17 protein-coding genes are annotated in these 17886 nt (G+C 58.9%); 15 read left to right on the forward strand and 2 right to left on the reverse strand.

Features of this window, described 5'->3' with window-relative positions; genetic code table 11:
* Window positions 1–8 precede the first annotated feature (8 nt).
* Together PY649_RS21310 and PY649_RS21315 are read right to left on the reverse strand one after the other, a co-directional pair.
* Window positions 9–1265 (reverse strand): ATP-grasp domain-containing protein, encoded by a 1257-nt coding sequence (locus PY649_RS21310; RefSeq protein WP_285870654.1) that lies wholly within the window; start codon window positions 1263–1265, stop codon window positions 9–11.
* Window positions 1259–2746 carry a pyridoxal phosphate-dependent decarboxylase family protein gene (locus tag PY649_RS21315; RefSeq protein ID WP_285870655.1) on the reverse strand — a complete coding sequence of 496 codons (1488 nt, stop codon included), beginning with the start codon at window positions 2744–2746 and terminating at the stop codon, window positions 1259–1261. The genes PY649_RS21310 and PY649_RS21315 overlap by 7 nt, the downstream gene beginning before the upstream one ends.
* A 405-nt stretch (window positions 2747–3151) precedes the next feature.
* On the opposite strand from PY649_RS21315, the gene PY649_RS21320 reads away from it, so the two are divergent.
* The 15 genes from PY649_RS21320 to fliQ all read left to right on the forward strand — a co-directional run bounded on the left by PY649_RS21320 (window position 3152) and on the right by fliQ (window position 17882).
* Window positions 3152–4072, forward strand: a complete 921-nt coding sequence (locus PY649_RS21320) for a flagellin N-terminal helical domain-containing protein (RefSeq protein WP_285870656.1) — start codon at window positions 3152–3154, stop codon at window positions 4070–4072.
* 259 nt (window positions 4073–4331) lie between these two features.
* On the forward strand, window positions 4332–5309 hold the full coding sequence (locus PY649_RS21325; protein WP_285870657.1) for a flagellin N-terminal helical domain-containing protein: 978 nt from the start codon (window positions 4332–4334) through the stop codon (window positions 5307–5309).
* Window positions 5310–5558: 249 nt separating this feature from the next.
* Complete coding sequence (locus tag PY649_RS21330; protein WP_285870658.1) at window positions 5559–6194, forward strand: hypothetical protein; 636 nt, start codon at window positions 5559–5561, stop codon at window positions 6192–6194.
* Complete coding sequence (locus PY649_RS21335; protein ID WP_285870659.1) at window positions 6191–7699, forward strand: MotB family protein; 1509 nt, start codon at window positions 6191–6193, stop codon at window positions 7697–7699. The genes PY649_RS21330 and PY649_RS21335 overlap by 4 nt, the downstream gene beginning before the upstream one ends.
* Window positions 7700–7702: 3 nt before the next feature.
* Window positions 7703–9007, forward strand: a complete 1305-nt coding sequence (gene motC / locus PY649_RS21340; RefSeq protein WP_285870660.1) for a chemotaxis protein MotC — start codon at window positions 7703–7705, stop codon at window positions 9005–9007.
* Window positions 9008–9009: 2 nt separating this feature from the next.
* The gene (gene fliK, locus PY649_RS21345) at window positions 9010–10632 is read left to right on the forward strand and encodes a flagellar hook-length control protein FliK (protein WP_285870662.1); all 1623 of its coding nucleotides are present in this window, start codon (window positions 9010–9012) and stop codon (window positions 10630–10632) included.
* Window positions 10580–11167 (forward strand): transglycosylase SLT domain-containing protein, encoded by a 588-nt coding sequence (locus PY649_RS21350; RefSeq protein ID WP_285870663.1) that lies wholly within the window; start codon window positions 10580–10582, stop codon window positions 11165–11167. The genes fliK and PY649_RS21350 overlap by 53 nt, the downstream gene beginning before the upstream one ends.
* A 280-nt stretch (window positions 11168–11447) precedes the next feature.
* Complete coding sequence (gene rem / locus PY649_RS21355) at window positions 11448–12119, forward strand: transcriptional activator Rem (protein WP_104822015.1); 672 nt, start codon at window positions 11448–11450, stop codon at window positions 12117–12119.
* 290 nt (window positions 12120–12409) lie between these two features.
* Window positions 12410–13681: a flagellar hook protein FlgE gene (locus PY649_RS21360; protein WP_285870722.1), complete on the forward strand. Its 1272-nt coding sequence runs from the start codon at window positions 12410–12412 to the stop codon at window positions 13679–13681.
* A 27-nt stretch (window positions 13682–13708) separates the two neighbouring features.
* The gene (flgK, locus tag PY649_RS21365) at window positions 13709–15184 is read left to right on the forward strand and encodes a flagellar hook-associated protein FlgK (RefSeq protein WP_285870665.1); all 1476 of its coding nucleotides are present in this window, start codon (window positions 13709–13711) and stop codon (window positions 15182–15184) included.
* Between the two features lie 3 nt (window positions 15185–15187).
* Entirely contained in the window at window positions 15188–16246 is a 1059-nt protein-coding gene (locus tag PY649_RS21370) for a flagellar hook-associated family protein (protein ID WP_285870667.1), read from the forward strand.
* Window positions 16247–16283: 37 nt separating this feature from the next.
* Window positions 16284–16631, forward strand: a complete 348-nt coding sequence (gene flaF / locus PY649_RS21375) for a flagellar biosynthesis regulator FlaF (protein WP_028751223.1) — start codon at window positions 16284–16286, stop codon at window positions 16629–16631.
* On the forward strand, window positions 16628–17077 hold the full coding sequence (gene flbT / locus PY649_RS21380) for a flagellar biosynthesis repressor FlbT (protein WP_285870672.1): 450 nt from the start codon (window positions 16628–16630) through the stop codon (window positions 17075–17077). Before flaF ends, flbT begins: the two co-directional genes overlap by 4 nt.
* On the forward strand, window positions 17068–17553 hold the full coding sequence (flgD, locus tag PY649_RS21385; RefSeq protein WP_285870673.1) for a flagellar hook assembly protein FlgD: 486 nt from the start codon (window positions 17068–17070) through the stop codon (window positions 17551–17553). The genes flbT and flgD overlap by 10 nt, the downstream gene beginning before the upstream one ends.
* 62 nt (window positions 17554–17615) lie before the next feature.
* Window positions 17616–17882, forward strand: coding sequence for a flagellar biosynthesis protein FliQ (gene fliQ / locus PY649_RS21390; RefSeq protein ID WP_285870674.1), 267 nt, complete (start codon window positions 17616–17618; stop codon window positions 17880–17882).
* Window positions 17883–17886: the final 4 nt, after the last annotated feature.

Raw genomic sequence — 17886 nt, forward strand, 5'->3', positions numbered from 1 at the left:
TTTCCTTTTCAACTTGCCTCTGTGTCGGCTTTCTTGTTTCGAACGGCATTGACGAAAGCGTCAAACAACTTGCGCATGGCAACCTGCTTGTAGGGATAAATGTCGGGGCTATCCATGTTGTGGACCACCATCGCCACATCGAGTTCAAAAACCAGAAGGCGTCCGTCGGGAAGTTCCGCACAATCGATGCCGAAATAATCAAGCCCGATGTGACGATAGAGCGCCGCGAAACTCTCCTTGTGGCGGATCGCGAAATCCGTATCGAAATTCTCCATCCAAGCCTGTTCGACCGCGCGCTTCGCTGGGCTTTCCGCCATGCCAGCGCTGAGGTAATGCACGATCCAATGTTCGGAGAGCGCCATATGGCTGGCGAACGCCTTCCCGTTGATAAATACGACGCGTTGCTTGTTGTATAAGCCGTCCGGACCGCAGAAATCGATGAAGGGCGCGACATAGAGTTCGGGCGCAGGCTGTGTGGCAAGCCAGGCAGCCAATCCTGGAATATCGTTGATGCGCTCCATCCCGCTGCCGGCATGGGTGCTGATCGGGCGAACGACCAGCGGAAATGAGAGCCCCGGTGCAGATTCGTCCAAGGCCTTTACGCCCGCACCGACAGCAACGAGATCTTCCCGGGGTACGCGATAGGTGCTCGGCGACAGAATGGAGGGCTCGTTGGCCAGCATGCCGCTGACGCCGTCGCGCGTGAGCCGGCTGATCAGCTCCGGATCGTTGTTCATGATAGGGCCGTCAAAATCGGCCAGCAGCAGCTGCATCCGTGCGAGCACCGGGACATTCTCGGTGGATTCGCCGATCGCCATGAACGCGACGTCGTGGTCCGGCAAATCCTTGAGCTCGGTCGTTTCGGGATCCACATAATGCAACCAAAGAACGCAGTCGCTGCCCTCCAGCAGAAAATCCAGCGGTGTGTTCGCCATGAAATTGCCCTGCGTCACGAAGGCCAGCAGCCGAGGTCCCTGTTCGTTTCCATGGACGACGCAAAAGTCGCGTTTCAATTCCACCGCACCCCGAAGGACGTGCTGCGCCTCATCGGAGCGACCAAGGGTCTGCAGGATCGTCGCCAGGTCGAAAAGCGCCGCCGCATCGGCACTATCAGCGCCGATGCGCTGCATCAGCTCGTTCCAAAGCGGCGTTACGTCCGCGCCGGCATAGATGAGCGACACGATCCTCTGCATGCCCAGGATTCGGCTGGCGCTTTCGATTTCGTCAGGGGTGCGATCGGCAACGAGGCCGGATGTCATCAGCATTGGAGCAAATCCTGTCGAGAACCGAGTTTCAGAACGCCGTTTATCAGCGCATCGATGTCCGCCTGCCGCGTACGGTGGTTTACAATGGCGGCGCGGATTGCCGTCTGCCCGTTCAGATGGGTGAGCGACGGAGCAACGCGGCCTTCCGCGTGGAGGCGCTCCACGATCCGTGCATTGACCTCCGACGACGTATCGCCTGCAAGACCCACATACGCAAAGCAAACGATGTTGAGTGCGACCGGCGCCAGGAGCCGCAAGGCAGGTTCCTGCTCGATCCTGTGGGCCAGGGCCTGCGCCAGCGCGCAGTTGGCGGCCATGGAATCTCCCAAGGCTTTGACGCCATAGGTCTTAAGGGTGAACCAGGTCTTGAGTGCACGAAAACCGCGTGACAGATCCGGGCCGTAGTCGCAGGGCCACCAGTCACCACCCGCGAGGCCCGAGGCAGCGCGGCTCAAATATGCGGCCTCCGAGGCAAATGTCTGGCGCTGCCATGCGCTGTCGCGAACGAGGAGGAAGCCTGCGTCATAGGGCACCTGGCCCCATTTGTGGAAATCGAATGCAAGTGAATCGCAGGACTCGATGCCGGTGAAGAGATGCGCCAGGTCATCGGCCAGGATGCCCAGAGCTCCCAAGGCGCCGTCAACGTGAAAATGAAGATCGTGGGCGTCGGCGATGCCACGCAAGGCGATGAGATCGTCGACCGCGCCGGTATTCACTGTCCCCGCGCTTCCGATGACCAGGAACGGCATATGCCCTTCCTTCTTGTCGCGCAGGATGGCACGTTCGAGAGCCGCAATGTCGATCTGCCCTGCGGCGTTGGCCGGAATGCGTCTTAGCTGATCGCTGCCGATTCCGGACATCTCAAATGCGCGCGGCACGCAACCGTGCACTTCGCTCGACGCGTAGGCCACCAGCCGCGGTTCGTTGGATAGACCTTGCGCGCGGATACTTTGCCCGAGCTTCCTGCTCCTCGCGAGCAGGACGGCGACAAAATTGGCCTGCGAGGTGCCGGTCAGGAACACGCCGCCGGCGGTGTCCGGAAACGAGAATATTTGCTGTGTCCACCTGATAATCTGGCGCTCGACCTCTATCGGCATGTGGTCGCGCCCACCGAGATTGGCGTTAAGGCCGCCGGCCAGCATCTCCGCCAACATACCCGTGACCGTCCCGCCGCCCTGTACCCAGCCCATGAATCCGGAGTGGATATTGCCGCTGCCATACGGAAGGATGTTGTCGCGGAATATGGCATGGACATCCGCGAGATCGGTCGCCTCGACGGGCAACGGTGCGTCGAACAAAGCGCGCGCCGATGATGGCGCTGCTTGCCAGACGGGCTTTTCCGAAAGCGTTTCCAGATGGTCAAACATGTCGTCCAGCATCCGGTGTCCCTGCTTGCGCAAGGTTTGCCAGTCGTCGGGGTCAAGGCCTGTCCGCTGACGGGGGGCATCCCACGGCAATCCGCCGTCCTGTAAACTTAACATGTCGACCCCGTATTGGCTGAATGTACCACTCGCAACCACGCCGATTCTGGCCCGACAGTTGTCGGTTCATGACAATCTTATGCTGCCCAAGATGGCGCGAAGCTGACCTGGTGCGCCGATTGCCCCTCGAAATGTGGGGGTGCAGACGGAGACCTGCCTCCGCTGGTTGAAACGCAAGCCGTGTTCCGAACGCCGCGTAGGTCGCGAGCGCATTCCAAAAGTATGGTTTTGTTAACTTTCCGGCTTCGTCGTTAACTTTTTATTAAGGCTAATGTTGTCATCTGCGACTAACGCAACGGTTGGTTAACCTCTCCTAAGAGCCGGTTAACAGGCATGACGCTGATTGCCGTTCCCGGCCGAAGACCGGAATGTCCCTTCCAATTCAGCCACAAGGGGCACTTCTCCATGACCAGCATTTTGACCAATGACGCGGCAATGTCCGCCCTCCAGACGCTCCGCTCGATCAACAACAATCTGGAAGATACCCAAAACCGCGTCTCCTCAGGCTATCGCGTCGCCAAGGCCTCTGACAATGCCGCCTATTGGTCGATCGCAACCACCATGCGTTCCGATAACAGCGCGCTTTCCGCCGTCTCCGACGCGCTGGGTCTCGGCGCCGCTAAGGTCGACACCGCGTATACGGCAATGGACAACTCCATCAATGTCGTCCAGCAGATCAAGGACAAGCTTGTCGCCGCGACGGAAAACAGCGTCGACAAGGCGGATGTTCAGGAAGAGATCTCGCAGCTTCAGCAGCAGCTTGAGAGCATCGCGCAGTCCGCTTCGTTCTCCGGGCAGAACTGGATGATCGGAGCCAATGGCGCTTCCGCATCGGTCGTGTCCTCCTTTGTCCGCAACAGCGACGGCACGGTCGAGGTCAACAGCACCAGCTACACGTTCGATTCAGGATCGCAAGGCAACGTCATGTTCGGTGCCAATCCGGACGGTACGATCGACACCAGCTCCGGTATTCTCGGGACCACGCAGGACATCAACGGCAGCGCTTATTCCGTCTTCAGTCTTAACATCACCGCTATGACCAGCGGCGACATCGGTAAGTCGATGAACCTGGTGCAATCGGCTCTCAACGCGATGACGAGCACCGCCTCGCAGCTGGGTTCGCTGTCCACCCGCATCGACCTGCAGACCAGCTTCGTTTCGACGCTGAGCGACACGATCGACTCCGGTGTCGGCAAGCTTGTCGATGCGAATATGGAAGAGGAATCGAGCAAGCTATCGGCGCTGCAGACACAGCAGCAATTGGCGATCCAGTCGCTTCAGATCGCCAACAACAGCGCGCAGAACGTTCTTGCGCTCTTTAAGTGAGCCTTGACCGGAGCTTACGTCAGGAGCGCGCGGCGGCATTTCTCTCTTGCCGCCGCGCGTAAGCTTTTGTTAACCTTCCCAAGTAACTGATTTGCAGTATTTGCGCAAAGCCCTGGTGTCTGACAGTTTTCGTTGGAACCGCAGGGCTTTATCTAGCGACGGGCCGCGTTGGGATTATTCCCGCTGGCGGGCATGAGGCCGATCGTTGCTGCCGGATCGGTCCGGTCTGCCGTTTCCCAATAGAATTACGGATTTTCCGATGAGCAATGTGACGACGAATCCCGCCGCCCTGGCCGCGCTGACCGTATTGCGCGGCGTCACTAAAGATCTCGGTGTCGTGCAGGAACAGGTTTCGTCCGGGTATCGCGTCGAGAACGCGAGTGACGATCCGACCTATTGGTCGATGTCGAAGACCATGCAATCGGACCAGAACAGCCTTTCCACCATCACGGACGCGCTCGGTCTCGGCGCCTCAAAGGTCGACACCGCCTCCACCGCCATGGATACGGTTGTCAATCTCCTCACGCAGATCCAGGCCAAATTGGTTTCTGCCAAGGAGCCGGGCACCGATAAGTCCGCGGTCAACGGCGACATTCAGCAGCTCAAAAACCAATTGCAGTCGGTTACCCAGTCCGCGTCCTTCTCCGGTGAGAACTGGCTCTACAACACCAATTCGCAACCCGATACCAAGCAGTCCGTAATCAGCAATTTTACCCGTGGTCCGGGTGGCCAAGTCAATCTGGAAACGGTCAACTACGATAGCACGCAAACCCTGATGATCGACAGCGCCGACGCGAGCCGCGGGTTGCTGACGAAGAATGTTGACGCCAGCACATTTGACGCATCCGGTGGAACGTCGACGCCTCGCGATTACTATCTCTTGGCAGCGGATGCCGGTACGCCGCAGGCCGGTGGTACCGAGATATCCATCTCCGACAGCACGACGGACGCTCAGCTCACCGACATGATCAACGTGACGAATTCGCTTCTGAAGTCGGCGACCTCGGCGGATTCGACGCTGGGTGTGATGAAATCCCGTATCAATGACCAGTCGGACTACATCTCGAAGCTCAGCGATGCCATCAAGACCAGTGTCGGCAATCTGGTCGACACCAATATGGAAGAGGCATCCGCGCGTCAGAGTGCGCTTCAGACGGCACAGCAGATGGGCATTCAGTCGCTGTCGATCGCCAACACCATGGCGAGCAAGGTGTTGATCCTGCTTCAGGCAAAGTGAACTCGGGGCAGCCGCGGCCGAAGGGGTCGCGCCTGCCGCATTCATCCTCGCACAAGTTTGACCCCCTACGGTCCACCGCAATGGCATGGCTGCGCAATTTTTCCGGTGACGTTCGGCGTTGCGCCGGAAAGTGTGGCCGCAGGACGGAACCGGAAGCGTGATGATCTACGTTTTGAGCATTGGAATTCGAGGGACCTGTCGAGATATCAGCTCGCGGCCTTCTGCGGATGAAAACGGGAGAATGTCAGCATGAGCCCGACGCTATCCCGCTATCTCAAGGATTTCAGCGCCGAGACTCCGCCTCCGTCCCCCGGCATACCCGACATGCCGTTCGAGGGGACCTTGGACTTCCCGGAAAGTCCGGCGGCACCTCCGGTCGATATCGAGGCGGAACGTCGCGAAGCCTATGCGGAGGGACACGAAGCCGCGACGCTGGAATTGACGCAAAGCCATCAGGCGGAACTGGATGCGATCGCCACAACGCACCGAGGCGAGATGGAAGCATTGCGCGCCCGCTATGAGGAGCGCGCGGCGGAGAAGATTGCCTCTGGATTGAGAGAGCTCGCCGTGGTGCTCGGACAGGCGATCGGCGCGGAGGCTGCTGCTGCGCTTGCGCCGGTCATGACGGAAGCGCTGGCGGCCAAGGCTGTGGTGGATCTCGCGGAACGAGTGACGGCGGCTATTCTCGACGGCGCGGCGGGCCCGATCACGGTCGGCGGCCCCCGCAATCTCTTCGAGATGCTTCACGCGCAAATCGGCCAAAACGGTGTTTTGCTGCGCCACGTCGAAGGCCGAGACGTCGATCTCACTGTGACCATTGGAGAGAGTGTTCTCGTGACCCGTATGTCCGCCTGGGCCGCTAGTCTGAAAGAGATATTGAAATGAGCGACGGCGATCAAAATCAAGGCAAACACGAGATCATCATCGTCAAGCGGCATGGTGGCGGCGACCATGAAGGCGGCCATGGCGGCGCGTGGAAGATCGCTTACGCCGACTTCATGACGGCAATGATGGCCTTCTTTCTGGTGATGTGGCTGGTCAATGCCGCCAACGAAGAGACGAAGGCCTCGGTCGCCTCCTATTTCAATCCGATCAAGCTCGCCGATGAAAAGCCGACGGAGAAGGGGCTGAAAAAGCCCGTCGACCAGGCCGACGGACAAAAGAACCAGGCGAAGTCGAAGAACAAGGAAGACAATCCGAACGACGGCAAGTCCGCCAAGACCGGCGAGGACCAGACCTCGACATCGGGCGACCAGACCAACTATTCCGAAGCCGATTTCTTCGAAAATCCCTATTCGGTTCTGGCCGAAATCGCGCAGCAGGTCGGTCAGCAAGCCAATGTCAGCGCCAAGGGTGAGGGGGGAGCCGCTCAGTCGGGCCCTGCGACGGGCGCGGATGGCGGCCAAGCCTATCGCGATCCTTTCGATCCGGATTTCTGGACCAAGCAGGTTCAGGTTTCCAGTGCCTCGAAGAAGGCGGAAGAAGAACAGGACGCAAAATCCGACAAGTCGCCGAAGGGCGAGGTGATTGCCCTCTCCAAGGCGACGGCTGCCGATTCCGGTCAGCCGGCCACCCAAGAACAGACGCCGGAAGAACAGCCGACCCTGAGCGATCAGCAGGCGCCGACCGACCAGCAGAATCCGGGTAAGGAACAGCAGGGCAAACAGGCTGCAAAGCAGGCGCAGAACCAGCAGAGTGCCAGCGCTGCCGCCGCCGAGCAAAGTGATGCTTCGACCTTCGAAGACAGCGTCGCGGCAGCGCAGAACAGGGACGTTGCGCCGACAAAAGATCAGCAGCAGGACGCCAAGGACCTGCAGCAGGCGATCCAGCAGCAGATCAGCGGCGTTGCTGGTCAGCTTGCCGAAGGCCTCCAGGTCACGCCGGCCGAGGGCGGTCTTCTCGTGACGATTTCGGATCAATCCAATGACCCGATGTTCAACATCGGATCGTCCGTTCCGCGCCAGGAGATGGTGCTGGCGATGGCGAAGATCGGCAAGATCCTTGCGGATCGCAAAGGCTCGATCCTGATCCGCGGCCATACCGATGGGCGCCCCTATATGGTGGATGGCCACAACGACAACTGGCGCCTGTCGCTCGACCGCGCCCAGAGCGCTTATTACATGCTCACCAACGGCGGGCTGGACGAGAAACGGATTGCGCAGGTTTCCGGCTTCGCTGACCGCCGGCTGAAGCTGCCGAATGATCCCTTCAATGATGCCAACCGCCGCATCGAGATCCTGATTCAGGGCGCCTCAACCCAGGCCGCCAAGGATCAGCCCGATGGCAGCAATCAGGACCCGGTCAAGCCGGCCCAGGGCAAGCCGAGCCAAGGCAAGCAGGGTTCGGGTAAACAAGGCCAAGGCAAGCCGAGCCAAGGCAAACAAGGATAGTCCATGGCGCGCACTCAGCATCGTCATAGCCTCGCGCTCGCTTTGACCCTCGGCATGTTCATGCCGGGGATCGTTCGTGCTGAGGGTCCGGACAACCTGCCGCCCTATAAGATGCTGCGCTCGCTCGAATTCATCCAGGATTCCGTGGTTGCTGGCGATAGCTCGGCTGGCGAGATGCAGCGCTTCATGCTGTCGACCATCGACGAGCGCCTGCGCACCGCCGACAAATCCGTCTTCGACGACAGCCGCAATGTCGATGCCGCGCTGATCTACGCGATGAGCGGCGGCAATCCGGCGACGCTGGAATATCTGATGTCGCGCGACGTCAACGGCAATTTCGACAATCGGGTCGCCGATGTCCTAAGGAAATATTTGAACGGCAAGGGGCTGTTGGTGGTCAATACGCTCGCCGATATCGCCAAGGAATATCGCGACAAGAAGATCGGCCCCTATCTCGCGTTGGTTGCCGCCAATGTTATGTCCGCCAAGAACCCGAAGGCAGCCCTGCAGCTTTACGACTGGGCGCGCCTGACATCTCCGGGCACCATCGTCGAGGAATCGGCGCTGCGTCGCTCCCTTGCTCTGTGCGCCGACATCGGGATGGTGCCGCAGGGCCTGGACTATGCGGAGCGCTATACCAGGCGCTTCCTGCATTCCCCCTATGCCAGCCAGTTCGCCGACCTCTTCGTGCAACTCGTTGTCGATCATGACGCGGACGTCAAGCAACAGGATATTATCGATATCCTGTCCTTCATGGACCCCCCTCGGCAACGGGAGATCTATCTGCGTATGGCGCGCCGTGCAGCGATTGCCGGCAAGGCTGACCTTGCTGCACTCGCCTCCGGCCGTGCCCAGGCGATATCCAACGACAGTGGTGACGCTTTTGGCGCGCTGGCGGGCTTCTACGGCGGTGTTGCCGGCGTGTCGACGCCTGATTTAGGAGCAGCGGTTCGCAACATAGACCAGATGCCGGCCGGCGAATTGAACCAGCAGGATCGTGCCTTGCGCGACGCCGCCAAGGTGGTGGCGGACGAGATCCTGCGTGAGCCGGATCCGGCAAGCCTGACGCAAGTCTCACCCCCTAATCTGCCTAATCAAGAAAGTACTGAACACGATGCTGCTGTGACGAACCAACCTGGGGGCCAGTCCCCCGGCACGGCGGGTGTTGAGGAGGGGGCCACCGCAAAGGCGGCCCACACCCCGGAGGGAGGGAGGCAGGAGGCCGACTCTTCATTCAATGCATTCGTCACGACGAGCCGCTCGAAGCTTGATGCCATCGACGGCCTGTTGAAGCAGGAAAGTCATTGATCATGATGGATATCGGTATCTCCAGTGCCCCGCCCGGGGCCGATCTGGTTGCTGTTGGCAAAGGCGGGCGTTCGGCCAAGCAGGATGATAGTGACGGCAAGGGGTTTCTGGACGCGCTGACCAGCTCGCGCGACAATGGGCGCAAGTCCGACTCGTCCACCAAGGGCAATGCGGACAAAGCCGATACAGGGACAGGGACCGACACCAAAACCGGCAAAGGTAAGGACGCGGTGAAAAGTTCCGCCGACGACACAAAGGGTGTTGCTTTGGCTGAGGATGACAGCGCGGTCGATCCGTCCGCAACCAGTTTCGCTGCGCTGGCTAAGGGCGTCACGCAGACTGGGGGCGCCAAGTTTCCGCAGGGAGCGGACGCGACAAATCTTTCAAAATCGCTGATGGGTCTGCAAGATCCGGTCTCCGCAGTTGCCGCCTCTGGCGACAAGGCCCAGCCGACCGATGCGGCCGGCAATACGGATGCGACCCAAGCCCAAGGCCAGGCTCAAGCTTCGGATCAACTCAATGATATCGCGCCGCAATTGGCGGACGCTATCGCTGGCGATCAGCCTGTGCAGAATGATGGCGACGGTAAGACGCAGGCGCCGGTAGTCAAGAACGGAAAGCCTGCGTCAGCCACCGAAGATGGTAAGTCATCGGTGACGCATAATGCCCAAGCCGCGGGCGCGGCGTCGGATGCGTTGTCGCTTCTGAATGTCCCGCAGGTGGCCGCCACGGTCGCGGGTGCGCCGCAGAGCGTTGCAAGCGTGTTTGCCGGCGCTGACGGAAAGATGCAGGCGCCGGATCAGTCTTTGCCGAAGTTGGCCGATGCCGCGCTGAAGGACACGTCGGCCAACGCCGCGGACGCTAGCACGACAGCTTCCGGCAGTAGTGACGATACAACCGTGGCACAGACCTTTCGGCTGATGCGGGCCGATGGGCGCGGCGGCTCGCTCGATATGTCGATCAGCAAGGGCAGCAACGATACGGCGCAGGTCGACGTCAATGCATCGGGTGGCGGCAGCGTGGAAACCGTTACCGTGCTCGACTCCCGCCGCTACCTCGCTCTTGCGGCCAACTCCAACGCCGCGCTGGTCACCGGCGCTCTTTCGGGGGACGGAGAGTGGTCGGGTGCCATGCAGCCGGGTTCCGCACTCTCCAATGCCGCAAGCTGGACCAGCACCGGCAAGGTCGTCAACACGCTGAAGATTCAATTGCATCCCAACGATCTCGGCGAGGTCACCGCCACCATGCGGCTTCAGGGCGATCAGTTGAGTGTCGATCTCAAAGTGCAGACCAGCGAAGCCTATCGGCAGCTCCATGCCGATCAGAGCCATATGATCGATGCGCTGCGCGCCCAAGGTTATCAGGTCGACTCCATCACCGTGACCCTGGCCCCGAGCGCGGATCAGCAATCGGATAGCGGCAGGCAATCCGGCTTTCAGGGGCAGCCCCAACAGCAGTCCCTGTTGAATCAGGGGCAGGGTGGGGACGCACGACCAAAGGGACAGAGCTATTCAGGGCAGCAGACAAATGGCAATGACGGTAATCGCGGCTCGGGCGAACGCGGCACGGAAGATGGCGCTTCTGGCAGTGCTCAGCGCCAGCGCTCTGGCGCTGTTTACCTCTGACGCATCTGCTTTTGTCAATGGAGCCCCGCCGAATACCGGTGCCACCGGCCTTTGCGAGCGCGAGATCCAGTCTGCTGCGGCGAAATACGGGATACCTGAGGGCATCCTCTATTCCGTCGGTTTGACGGAGACCGGACGCAAGGGCTCGCTCTATCCTTACGCTCTCAATATCGAAGGCAAGCCGGTCTTTCCGCCGTCCGAAAACGCCGCCCTGCAGACCTTCGTCATGGCGAAACAGAGCGGCGCGAAGTTGATCGACATCGGTTGCATGCAGATCAACCAGTATTTTCACGGCGAAAATTTCGCCTCCGTTGCCGATATGTTCGACCCGCATCGCAATGTCGAATATGCCGCCAAGTTCCTCCGCGACCTCCATGACAGGCATGAGACCTGGACGATGGCGGTAGCAAGATACCACGCAGGCCCAAATAATAACCCCGAGCAGAAGGTCTATGTCTGCCGCGTCATCGCCAATCTGGTCGCAACCGGATACGGGAAATGGACGCCCAACGCGGCGACTTTTTGTCGAAACTGAATCAACCGAAAATTGTGCCGCGCTTTGCGTACGTCGCCGCTAACCATTTTGACACGGTTGACAACATTCGAATGGCCTGAACTACGTATATTCGTAATATACTAACTAACTACATTTTTATCGGTGTAAAATGAAGGGCACCCACTATATCTAGTGCAAATCGGCCCCCAATTCTTAATCAATTGTTAATTTCCGTCACTCATTTCCGACAGTTGTTCGTGATTCGCCCGATTCGTACCCATAGTTCATCGAAACACCACACTGATTCGGAGGCGGACGAATGATCGTAGTGGTTGATGAGCGAGAGCTCGTTAAGGACGGATATACTTCTCTCTTTGGGCGCGAGGGCATCCCGTCGACCGGGTTCGACCCCCGGGAATTCGGCGAATGGGTCACGACTGCTGCGGACGGCGATATTGCCGCGGTCGAAGCATTCTTGATCGGACAGGGACAGCATGTGCACGAATTGCCTCGGGCGATTCGCGACCGGTCGGTGGCCCCGGTCATCGCTGTCAGTGATCAGCCCTCGTTGGAATCGACGCTGGCGCTCTTCGACTGCGGCGTCGATGATGTCGTGCGTAAGCCGGTGCATCCGCGCGAGATTCTGGCACGGGCGGCTGCGATCCGCCGCAGGCTGAAGGCGATCACCAGCTATACCGACATCGGTCCGATTCGGGTCTTCGCCGATGGCCGCGACCCGGAGATCAACGGCGATGTCTTCGCCCTGCCGCGGCGCGAACGGCGCATCCTGGAGTATTTGATTTCCAACCGCGGTCGCCGGGTCACCAAGACGCAGATATTCAACGCGATCTACGGCATCTTCGACGAAGAAGTCGAAGAGAATGTCGTTGAAAGCCATATTTCCAAGCTGCGTAAGAAGTTGCGCAAGAAGCTCGGTTTCGATCCGGTCGATTCCAAGCGCTTCCTTGGCTACTGCATCGATTGGAATTGATGCTTCAATCGGGATCTGGCGTAACGGCGCTTGAACCCCGCGTGTAATTCCCTCCCAGAATTCCTCCCAAATTCGCAGAATTATACGCGGGCTCCGAACGTCGATCGCGATGTTCGGATGCGAGGGTGTGCCGATTCTTACCGTTACTGCGACCCTTGTGCGCTTCTATGGCCACGTCGCAGCAACCTCCGAAAAGCTGCTTCATGACGATCGGCTTTTCCTCTTTTCAGACAGCTTCACGCAAGGCCCACTCCCTACTCTCAGCCTTACGAGGAAAACGAGGATTCCAGATGAGCATTTTCGGCAGTATGAAAACCGCGGTTTCGGGGATGAATGCCCAGGCGAACCGTTTGGGCACTGTTTCTGACAACATCGCCAATGCCAACACCACCGGTTACAAGGAAGCATCGACGAGCTTTTCCTCCCTCGTTCTGCCTTCCTCCGCCGGCAGCTACAATTCCGGTGGCGTCGAGACGTCGGTTCACTATGCGATCTCGCAGCAGGGCAATATCTCCTACACCACCTCGAACACCGACCTCGCAATTCAGGGCAACGGCTTCTTCGTCGTCCAGAGCTCGTCCGGACAAACGTTCTTAAGCCGCTCCGGCGACTTTTCGCCGGATCCGTCGGGCAACCTCGTCAATTCCGCCGGCTTCACGCTGATGGGCTATCCCTATGCTTCCGGGGCTCCTTCGGTAGTCGTCAACGGCTTCAGTGGCCTGGTGCCGATTAATGTCAACCAGAACGGCGTGACCGCCGTCGCCACGACGACCGGCGACATGGAAGGTAACCTCAATTCCAACGCCAATATCGCGACCAGCAGCGCCAGCGGTTTCCTGCCGTCCGAAAATCAGGCGCCGGTTACAGGCGACACGAGCAAGAGCTCGATCACCGGTTACGACAGCCAGGGCAATGCGGTTACCTTCGACGTCTACTACACCAAGACGGCGGACAACACGTGGGACGTGTCGGTCTACAATCACGCCGACGCGGCTTCGGGCGACACTCCGTTCCCTTATGGCGGCGATGGCTTGGTCGGCAGCACCACTCTGACCTTCGATGCGAATGGTCAGCAAGACGCTGCTTCAGCCCCTACCTTCCCCATTACCCTCGGGTCTGGGCAAACCATCTCGATGGATTTCTCGGGCTTCACCCAGGTCGCCACTGACTTCAATGCGACCGGCAAGATGAACGGCCAGGCTCCCAACCCGGTGACGAGTGTCACGATCGGCAAGGACGGGACGGTCAACGCGGTCTTCAAAGACAGCTCCACCAAGGCCCTTTATCGTATCCCGCTCGCCACGGTGGCAAGCCCCGACAATCTGACGGTTGAGAGCGGCAACGTCTATTCGGCCAATGGTAATTCGGGCGTTACGGTTACCGGCTTTCCACAAACCGGTGGCTTCGGCTACATCCAATCGGGCGCGCTGGAAGAATCCAACGTCGACCTTGCAACCGAACTGACGAACATGATCGAGGCGCAGAAAAGCTACACCGCGAACTCCAAGGTGTTCCAAGCTGGTTCCGACCTTCTGGACGTTCTCGTCAACCTGCAACGTTAATCAGTACGATAGGGTACCGAGCCAGCCATGTCGCTCACCACAGCACTCAATAACGCGCAAGCGATATTCAACAATACCGGCACGCAGAGCAGTGTCGTATCGAACAATATCGCCAATGCCGGCAACGCGGATTACACCCGCCGCCAGGCGATGCTGACGACCGACATGTCTGGCGCGCAGGTCGTAAAGATCGCTCGCGCCGACGAGCCTTCCTTGCAGAAAGCCTTCCTGGGCAGCACGTCTGACGATGCTGCCCAGCAGCGACTGCTGAAGGGCTACGAGGATATCCAGTCCGGAACGATCGGTGGCAATAACAACGAGATCGCGCCGGCCACCTATCTTGCCGCCCTGCAAACGGCAATGCAGACTTTTGCTGGTTCTCCCTCCAGCATCACTGCGGCACAATCAGCGATCAACGCGGCCCAGGATCTCTCAAACTCGCTGAACAATGCGACGACGGCCGTAAACGGAATACGCACCGACGCCGACAAGGAAATCAGTTCGGACGTCAGTTCGCTGAACAGCCTGCTAGCGCAGTTCGAGCAGGCGAACGATGCGGTCAAAACCGCGACGGCGACCGCTGGCCCCACGTCCTCCGCGCTGTCGGATGCAATGGACCAACGCGACTCGGTCCTGAAACAGATATCGCAGATCGTTGGCGTCACCACGGTGACGCGGCCGAACGGCGACATGGCGCTCTATACCAGCGGCGGCGCGACCCTGTTCGAAACGATACCGCGTCAGGTGACTTTCACGCCGACGAATTCCTATACGGACGGCACCGTCGGCAACAATGTTTACATCGATGGCGTGGTGCTCGATCCCGGCCAGGGTGCGGACACGACGGCGCAGGGCAGCCTTCAAGCGGCACTTCAGGTGCGCGACGACGTTGCTCCGACCTACCAGAAGCAGCTCGATGAGATCTCGCGCGGCCTCGTGACGATGTTTTCGGAGAAGAATCAAGCGGACTCCAGTCAGCCGGCGCTGCCCGGCCTGTTCACCTGGAGCGGCGGTACCGTGCCGACCGATACCACTGCCGTCGCCGGCATGGCAGGTACGATTGCCGTCAATCCGGCGCTAATCACCTCGCAAGGCGGCGATCCCACGCTTTTGCGGGACGGCGGCATCAACGGTTCCGACTACGTCGTCAATTCCAGTGGCGACAGCGGTTATTCGGGGTTGCTCGACTCCTACGTCACCGGCATGGATACGAAGATGAACTTCGATCCCAATGCGGGCTCCGACACGACGGCCAGCATCATGGATTACGCGTCCGCTTCCATCGGCTGGCTGGAAGATCAGCGCAGCTCGGCAAATACAGCGGCGGAAAATACCTCCGCGGCGCTGTCGCGTTCATCGGAAGTCTATTCGAACGAGACCGGCGTCAATCTCGATGAAGAGCTGACACTGATGATGGACATCGAACAGTCCTACAAGGCGGGAACGAAGATATTGAACGCCGTCAACCAGATGCTTCAATCGGTACTGGATATTGCGAGCTAAGCCATGAAACTTTCCTTCATTTCAAGCGCAGCCATTCAGAACGCGATGCGCCAGACGATCCGTCAGGCGCAGAATGAGATGACGGATGCTTCGACCGAAGCGACGACCGGCGTCTATGCCGATATCGGCGTCGCGCTGGGTGGCAACACCGCGCTCAGCGTCAATCTCACGCGGGAAGTGACGCGCATCGATTCGCTGCTCAGCAGCAACTCGATCGCCGACCAACGCATGTCCTCATCGCAGACGGCGCTCGGCGACATGTCGTCCCAAGCCCAAAAGCTGATGGATCAGCTGGTGGCGCTGCGCGGCAATACCGATGGCAGCAGCCTATCGCTGACGCAGCAGACGGCAAGTGCCACGCTGTCGAGCTTCGTCTCCGATGCCAATACTATGGTCAATGGCGAATATCTTTTCGCCGGTACCAATACAGACGTGCAGCCGATAACCGACAATAGCGCCAACGCAACCGCGACTATCCAGGCGGCGTTGACGCAATATGCCAGCGATAACGGCACGACCGTCGACCAGCTCACCGGCGACCAGATGAAGGATTTCATCACCACCCAGGTCGAGCCGATGTTCACTTCGGACAGCGCTCCTGCGCCGGACAACTGGGCAAGCTGGTCGAACGCGTCGGGACAGAACATGTCGAGCCGCATCAGCAACTCGGAAGTGATCGACTCCTCGACCAACGCCAATGAACCCGGCATGCGCTACCTGGCGCTGGCAACCACCGTCGTCAATTCGTTGATGGATTCGAGTTTGGGCTTGAACCAGGACGCGTTGAATGCGGTCAACGACCAGGCGACAAGCTATACGCGTCAGGCGATCGATGGAATCAACAACCAGTCGAGCCAGCTCGGCCTGTCGCAATCGCGTCTCTCAGATGCGAACACATCGCTGAATGCACAGAAAGACATCATTAATACTAATATCGGTGATCTTACCGGAGTCGACCCTTATGAGGCTTCGACCAAGGTCAACAGTCTCGAAACTCAGCTTCAGACGGCCTATACTATCGTCTCGAAGATACAGCAGCTGAGCCTTGTAAATTACCTTTGATGATCAAAGGGATGTAATGACCAGGAAGGATGCATGAATGTATCAGTTCTCATATGCGGAAGTCATGCAGGACGCAGTGGCGGACGCCAAGGAGCGAGAACGTCAAGTTCTGGACCGGTCGATAGCTCTTCTCTCCGCGGCTCGTGACAAGGGGAAGTACGGCCGCGAAGCGATCGAGGCGCTGTTCTACACACGACGTGTTTGGATCAGCTTCATCGAGGATCTGAAAAGTCCAGAGAACCAACTTAATGTCGAACTGCGTGCCAATCTGATCTCGATCGCAATCTGGATCCTGAAGGAATGCGACCGGATCCGGAGGCGGCAGTCGGAAAATTATCAAGGCATCATCGATGTCACCACCATCATCAGGGATGGACTTAAATGAAAAGTACGCTTCGCATATCGCTTAAAGCTGGGGAAAGAATTTTTATCAACGGGGCCGTGCTGCGCGTTGACCGCAAGGTCGCCCTGGAATTCCTGAATGATGTTACCTTCTTGCTCGAGAACCACGTTCTCCAGCCGGAAGATGCGACGACGCCTCTGCGCCAGCTCTATTTTATCGCGCAGATGATCCTCATCAATCCGGAAGGCAAGGAACAATCGACGGCGATGTTCCGTAAGTCGATCGTCATGCTGCTCTCGTGCTTCCATAATGAGGAAGTGCTGGCTGAGCTGAAGCGTATCGACGGCCTTGTTGCGACCGGCCGCGCCTTCGATGCGCTGAAGGCGATCCGCGGGCTTTATCCGATCGAGGACAACATCCTCCACAACCAGGAAATGCCGGCTGCGACGATCGAGCATATTCGCCGGGAGATCGCACCGTGGCGGTAGATCCGGTCAGTCAGATCAACAGCAATAACAGCAGCTCGAGCAGCTCTAGTAGCGCTGCTGCGCAGCAGAGCGCCAGCCTGAATTACAACGATTTCTTGCAACTCCTCATCGCCCAGATGAAGACGCAGGATCCGACCTCCCCGATGGATGCGACCCAGCAGATTTCGCAGCTTGCGAGCTTCTCCCAGGTCGAGCAGCAGATCCAGACGAACTCGCACCTGGAAACGGTTTTGCAGAACCAATGGATTTCGAATGCGTCGGACTATATCGGCAAGCAGATCATGAGTGCCGACGGTACGGTGACCGGCACTATCAAGGAAGTAACCGTCTATTCGGATGGTATTATCGCGCAAACCGATGCGGGCGACAAAGTCCTCCTGCAGGCAGGCGTTACCGTCGCTCCTTCGGGAACGACGATTGATAAGCCGTCGTCGTCGGATAATAGTAGCAGCAGCGATTCGTCTAGCAGCAACTGACAGCGGCGATAGCGCCGCCAGCGGCTCATGAGGAGCCGGCTGAACTAAAGGGTGAGGATATCATGAACGAAGCCGATGCATTGGATATCTTCCAGGCGGCGATCTGGACAGTCCTCGTTTCTGCCGGTCCGGCAATTCTCGCCGCCATGGTCGTCGGCTTGGTCATTGCCTTGATTCAGGCGCTGACCCAGGTGCAGGAGGCCACATTGACCTTCGTGCCAAAGATCGTCGCGGTCATGGTGACTGTCGGCATCACGGCGCCCTTCGTCGGTTCGCAGATCTCGATCTTCACCAACCTCGTCTTTTCTCGAATCCAATCGGGGTTCTAGGGCG

The sequence above is a fragment of the Rhizobium mayense genome (assembly GCF_030272705.1).
GTDB classification, from domain to species: Bacteria; Pseudomonadota; Alphaproteobacteria; order Rhizobiales; family Rhizobiaceae; genus Rhizobium; species Rhizobium mayense.

What these genes read in the sequence shown, in the direction of transcription:
- PY649_RS21310 (WP_285870654.1), bottom strand. Translation starts at nt 1,265, where the DNA reads ATGCTGATGACATCCGGCCTCGTTGCCGATCGCACCCCTGACGAAATC.
- PY649_RS21315 (WP_285870655.1), bottom strand. Translation starts at nt 2,746, where the DNA reads ATGTTAAGTTTACAGGACGGCGGATTGCCGTGGGATGCCCCCCGTCAG.
- PY649_RS21320 (WP_285870656.1), top strand. Translation starts at nt 3,152, where the DNA reads ATGACCAGCATTTTGACCAATGACGCGGCAATGTCCGCCCTCCAGACG.
- PY649_RS21325 (WP_285870657.1), top strand. Translation starts at nt 4,332, where the DNA reads ATGAGCAATGTGACGACGAATCCCGCCGCCCTGGCCGCGCTGACCGTA.
- PY649_RS21330 (WP_285870658.1), top strand. Translation starts at nt 5,559, where the DNA reads ATGAGCCCGACGCTATCCCGCTATCTCAAGGATTTCAGCGCCGAGACT.
- PY649_RS21335 (WP_285870659.1), top strand. Translation starts at nt 6,191, where the DNA reads ATGAGCGACGGCGATCAAAATCAAGGCAAACACGAGATCATCATCGTC.
- motC (WP_285870660.1), top strand. Translation starts at nt 7,703, where the DNA reads ATGGCGCGCACTCAGCATCGTCATAGCCTCGCGCTCGCTTTGACCCTC.
- fliK (WP_285870662.1), top strand. Translation starts at nt 9,010, where the DNA reads ATGATGGATATCGGTATCTCCAGTGCCCCGCCCGGGGCCGATCTGGTT.
- PY649_RS21350 (WP_285870663.1), top strand. Translation starts at nt 10,580, where the DNA reads ATGGCGCTTCTGGCAGTGCTCAGCGCCAGCGCTCTGGCGCTGTTTACC.
- rem (WP_104822015.1), top strand. Translation starts at nt 11,448, where the DNA reads ATGATCGTAGTGGTTGATGAGCGAGAGCTCGTTAAGGACGGATATACT.
- PY649_RS21360 (WP_285870722.1), top strand. Translation starts at nt 12,410, where the DNA reads ATGAGCATTTTCGGCAGTATGAAAACCGCGGTTTCGGGGATGAATGCC.
- flgK (WP_285870665.1), top strand. Translation starts at nt 13,709, where the DNA reads ATGTCGCTCACCACAGCACTCAATAACGCGCAAGCGATATTCAACAAT.
- PY649_RS21370 (WP_285870667.1), top strand. Translation starts at nt 15,188, where the DNA reads ATGAAACTTTCCTTCATTTCAAGCGCAGCCATTCAGAACGCGATGCGC.
- flaF (WP_028751223.1), top strand. Translation starts at nt 16,284, where the DNA reads ATGTATCAGTTCTCATATGCGGAAGTCATGCAGGACGCAGTGGCGGAC.
- flbT (WP_285870672.1), top strand. Translation starts at nt 16,628, where the DNA reads ATGAAAAGTACGCTTCGCATATCGCTTAAAGCTGGGGAAAGAATTTTT.
- fliQ (WP_285870674.1), top strand. Translation starts at nt 17,616, where the DNA reads ATGAACGAAGCCGATGCATTGGATATCTTCCAGGCGGCGATCTGGACA.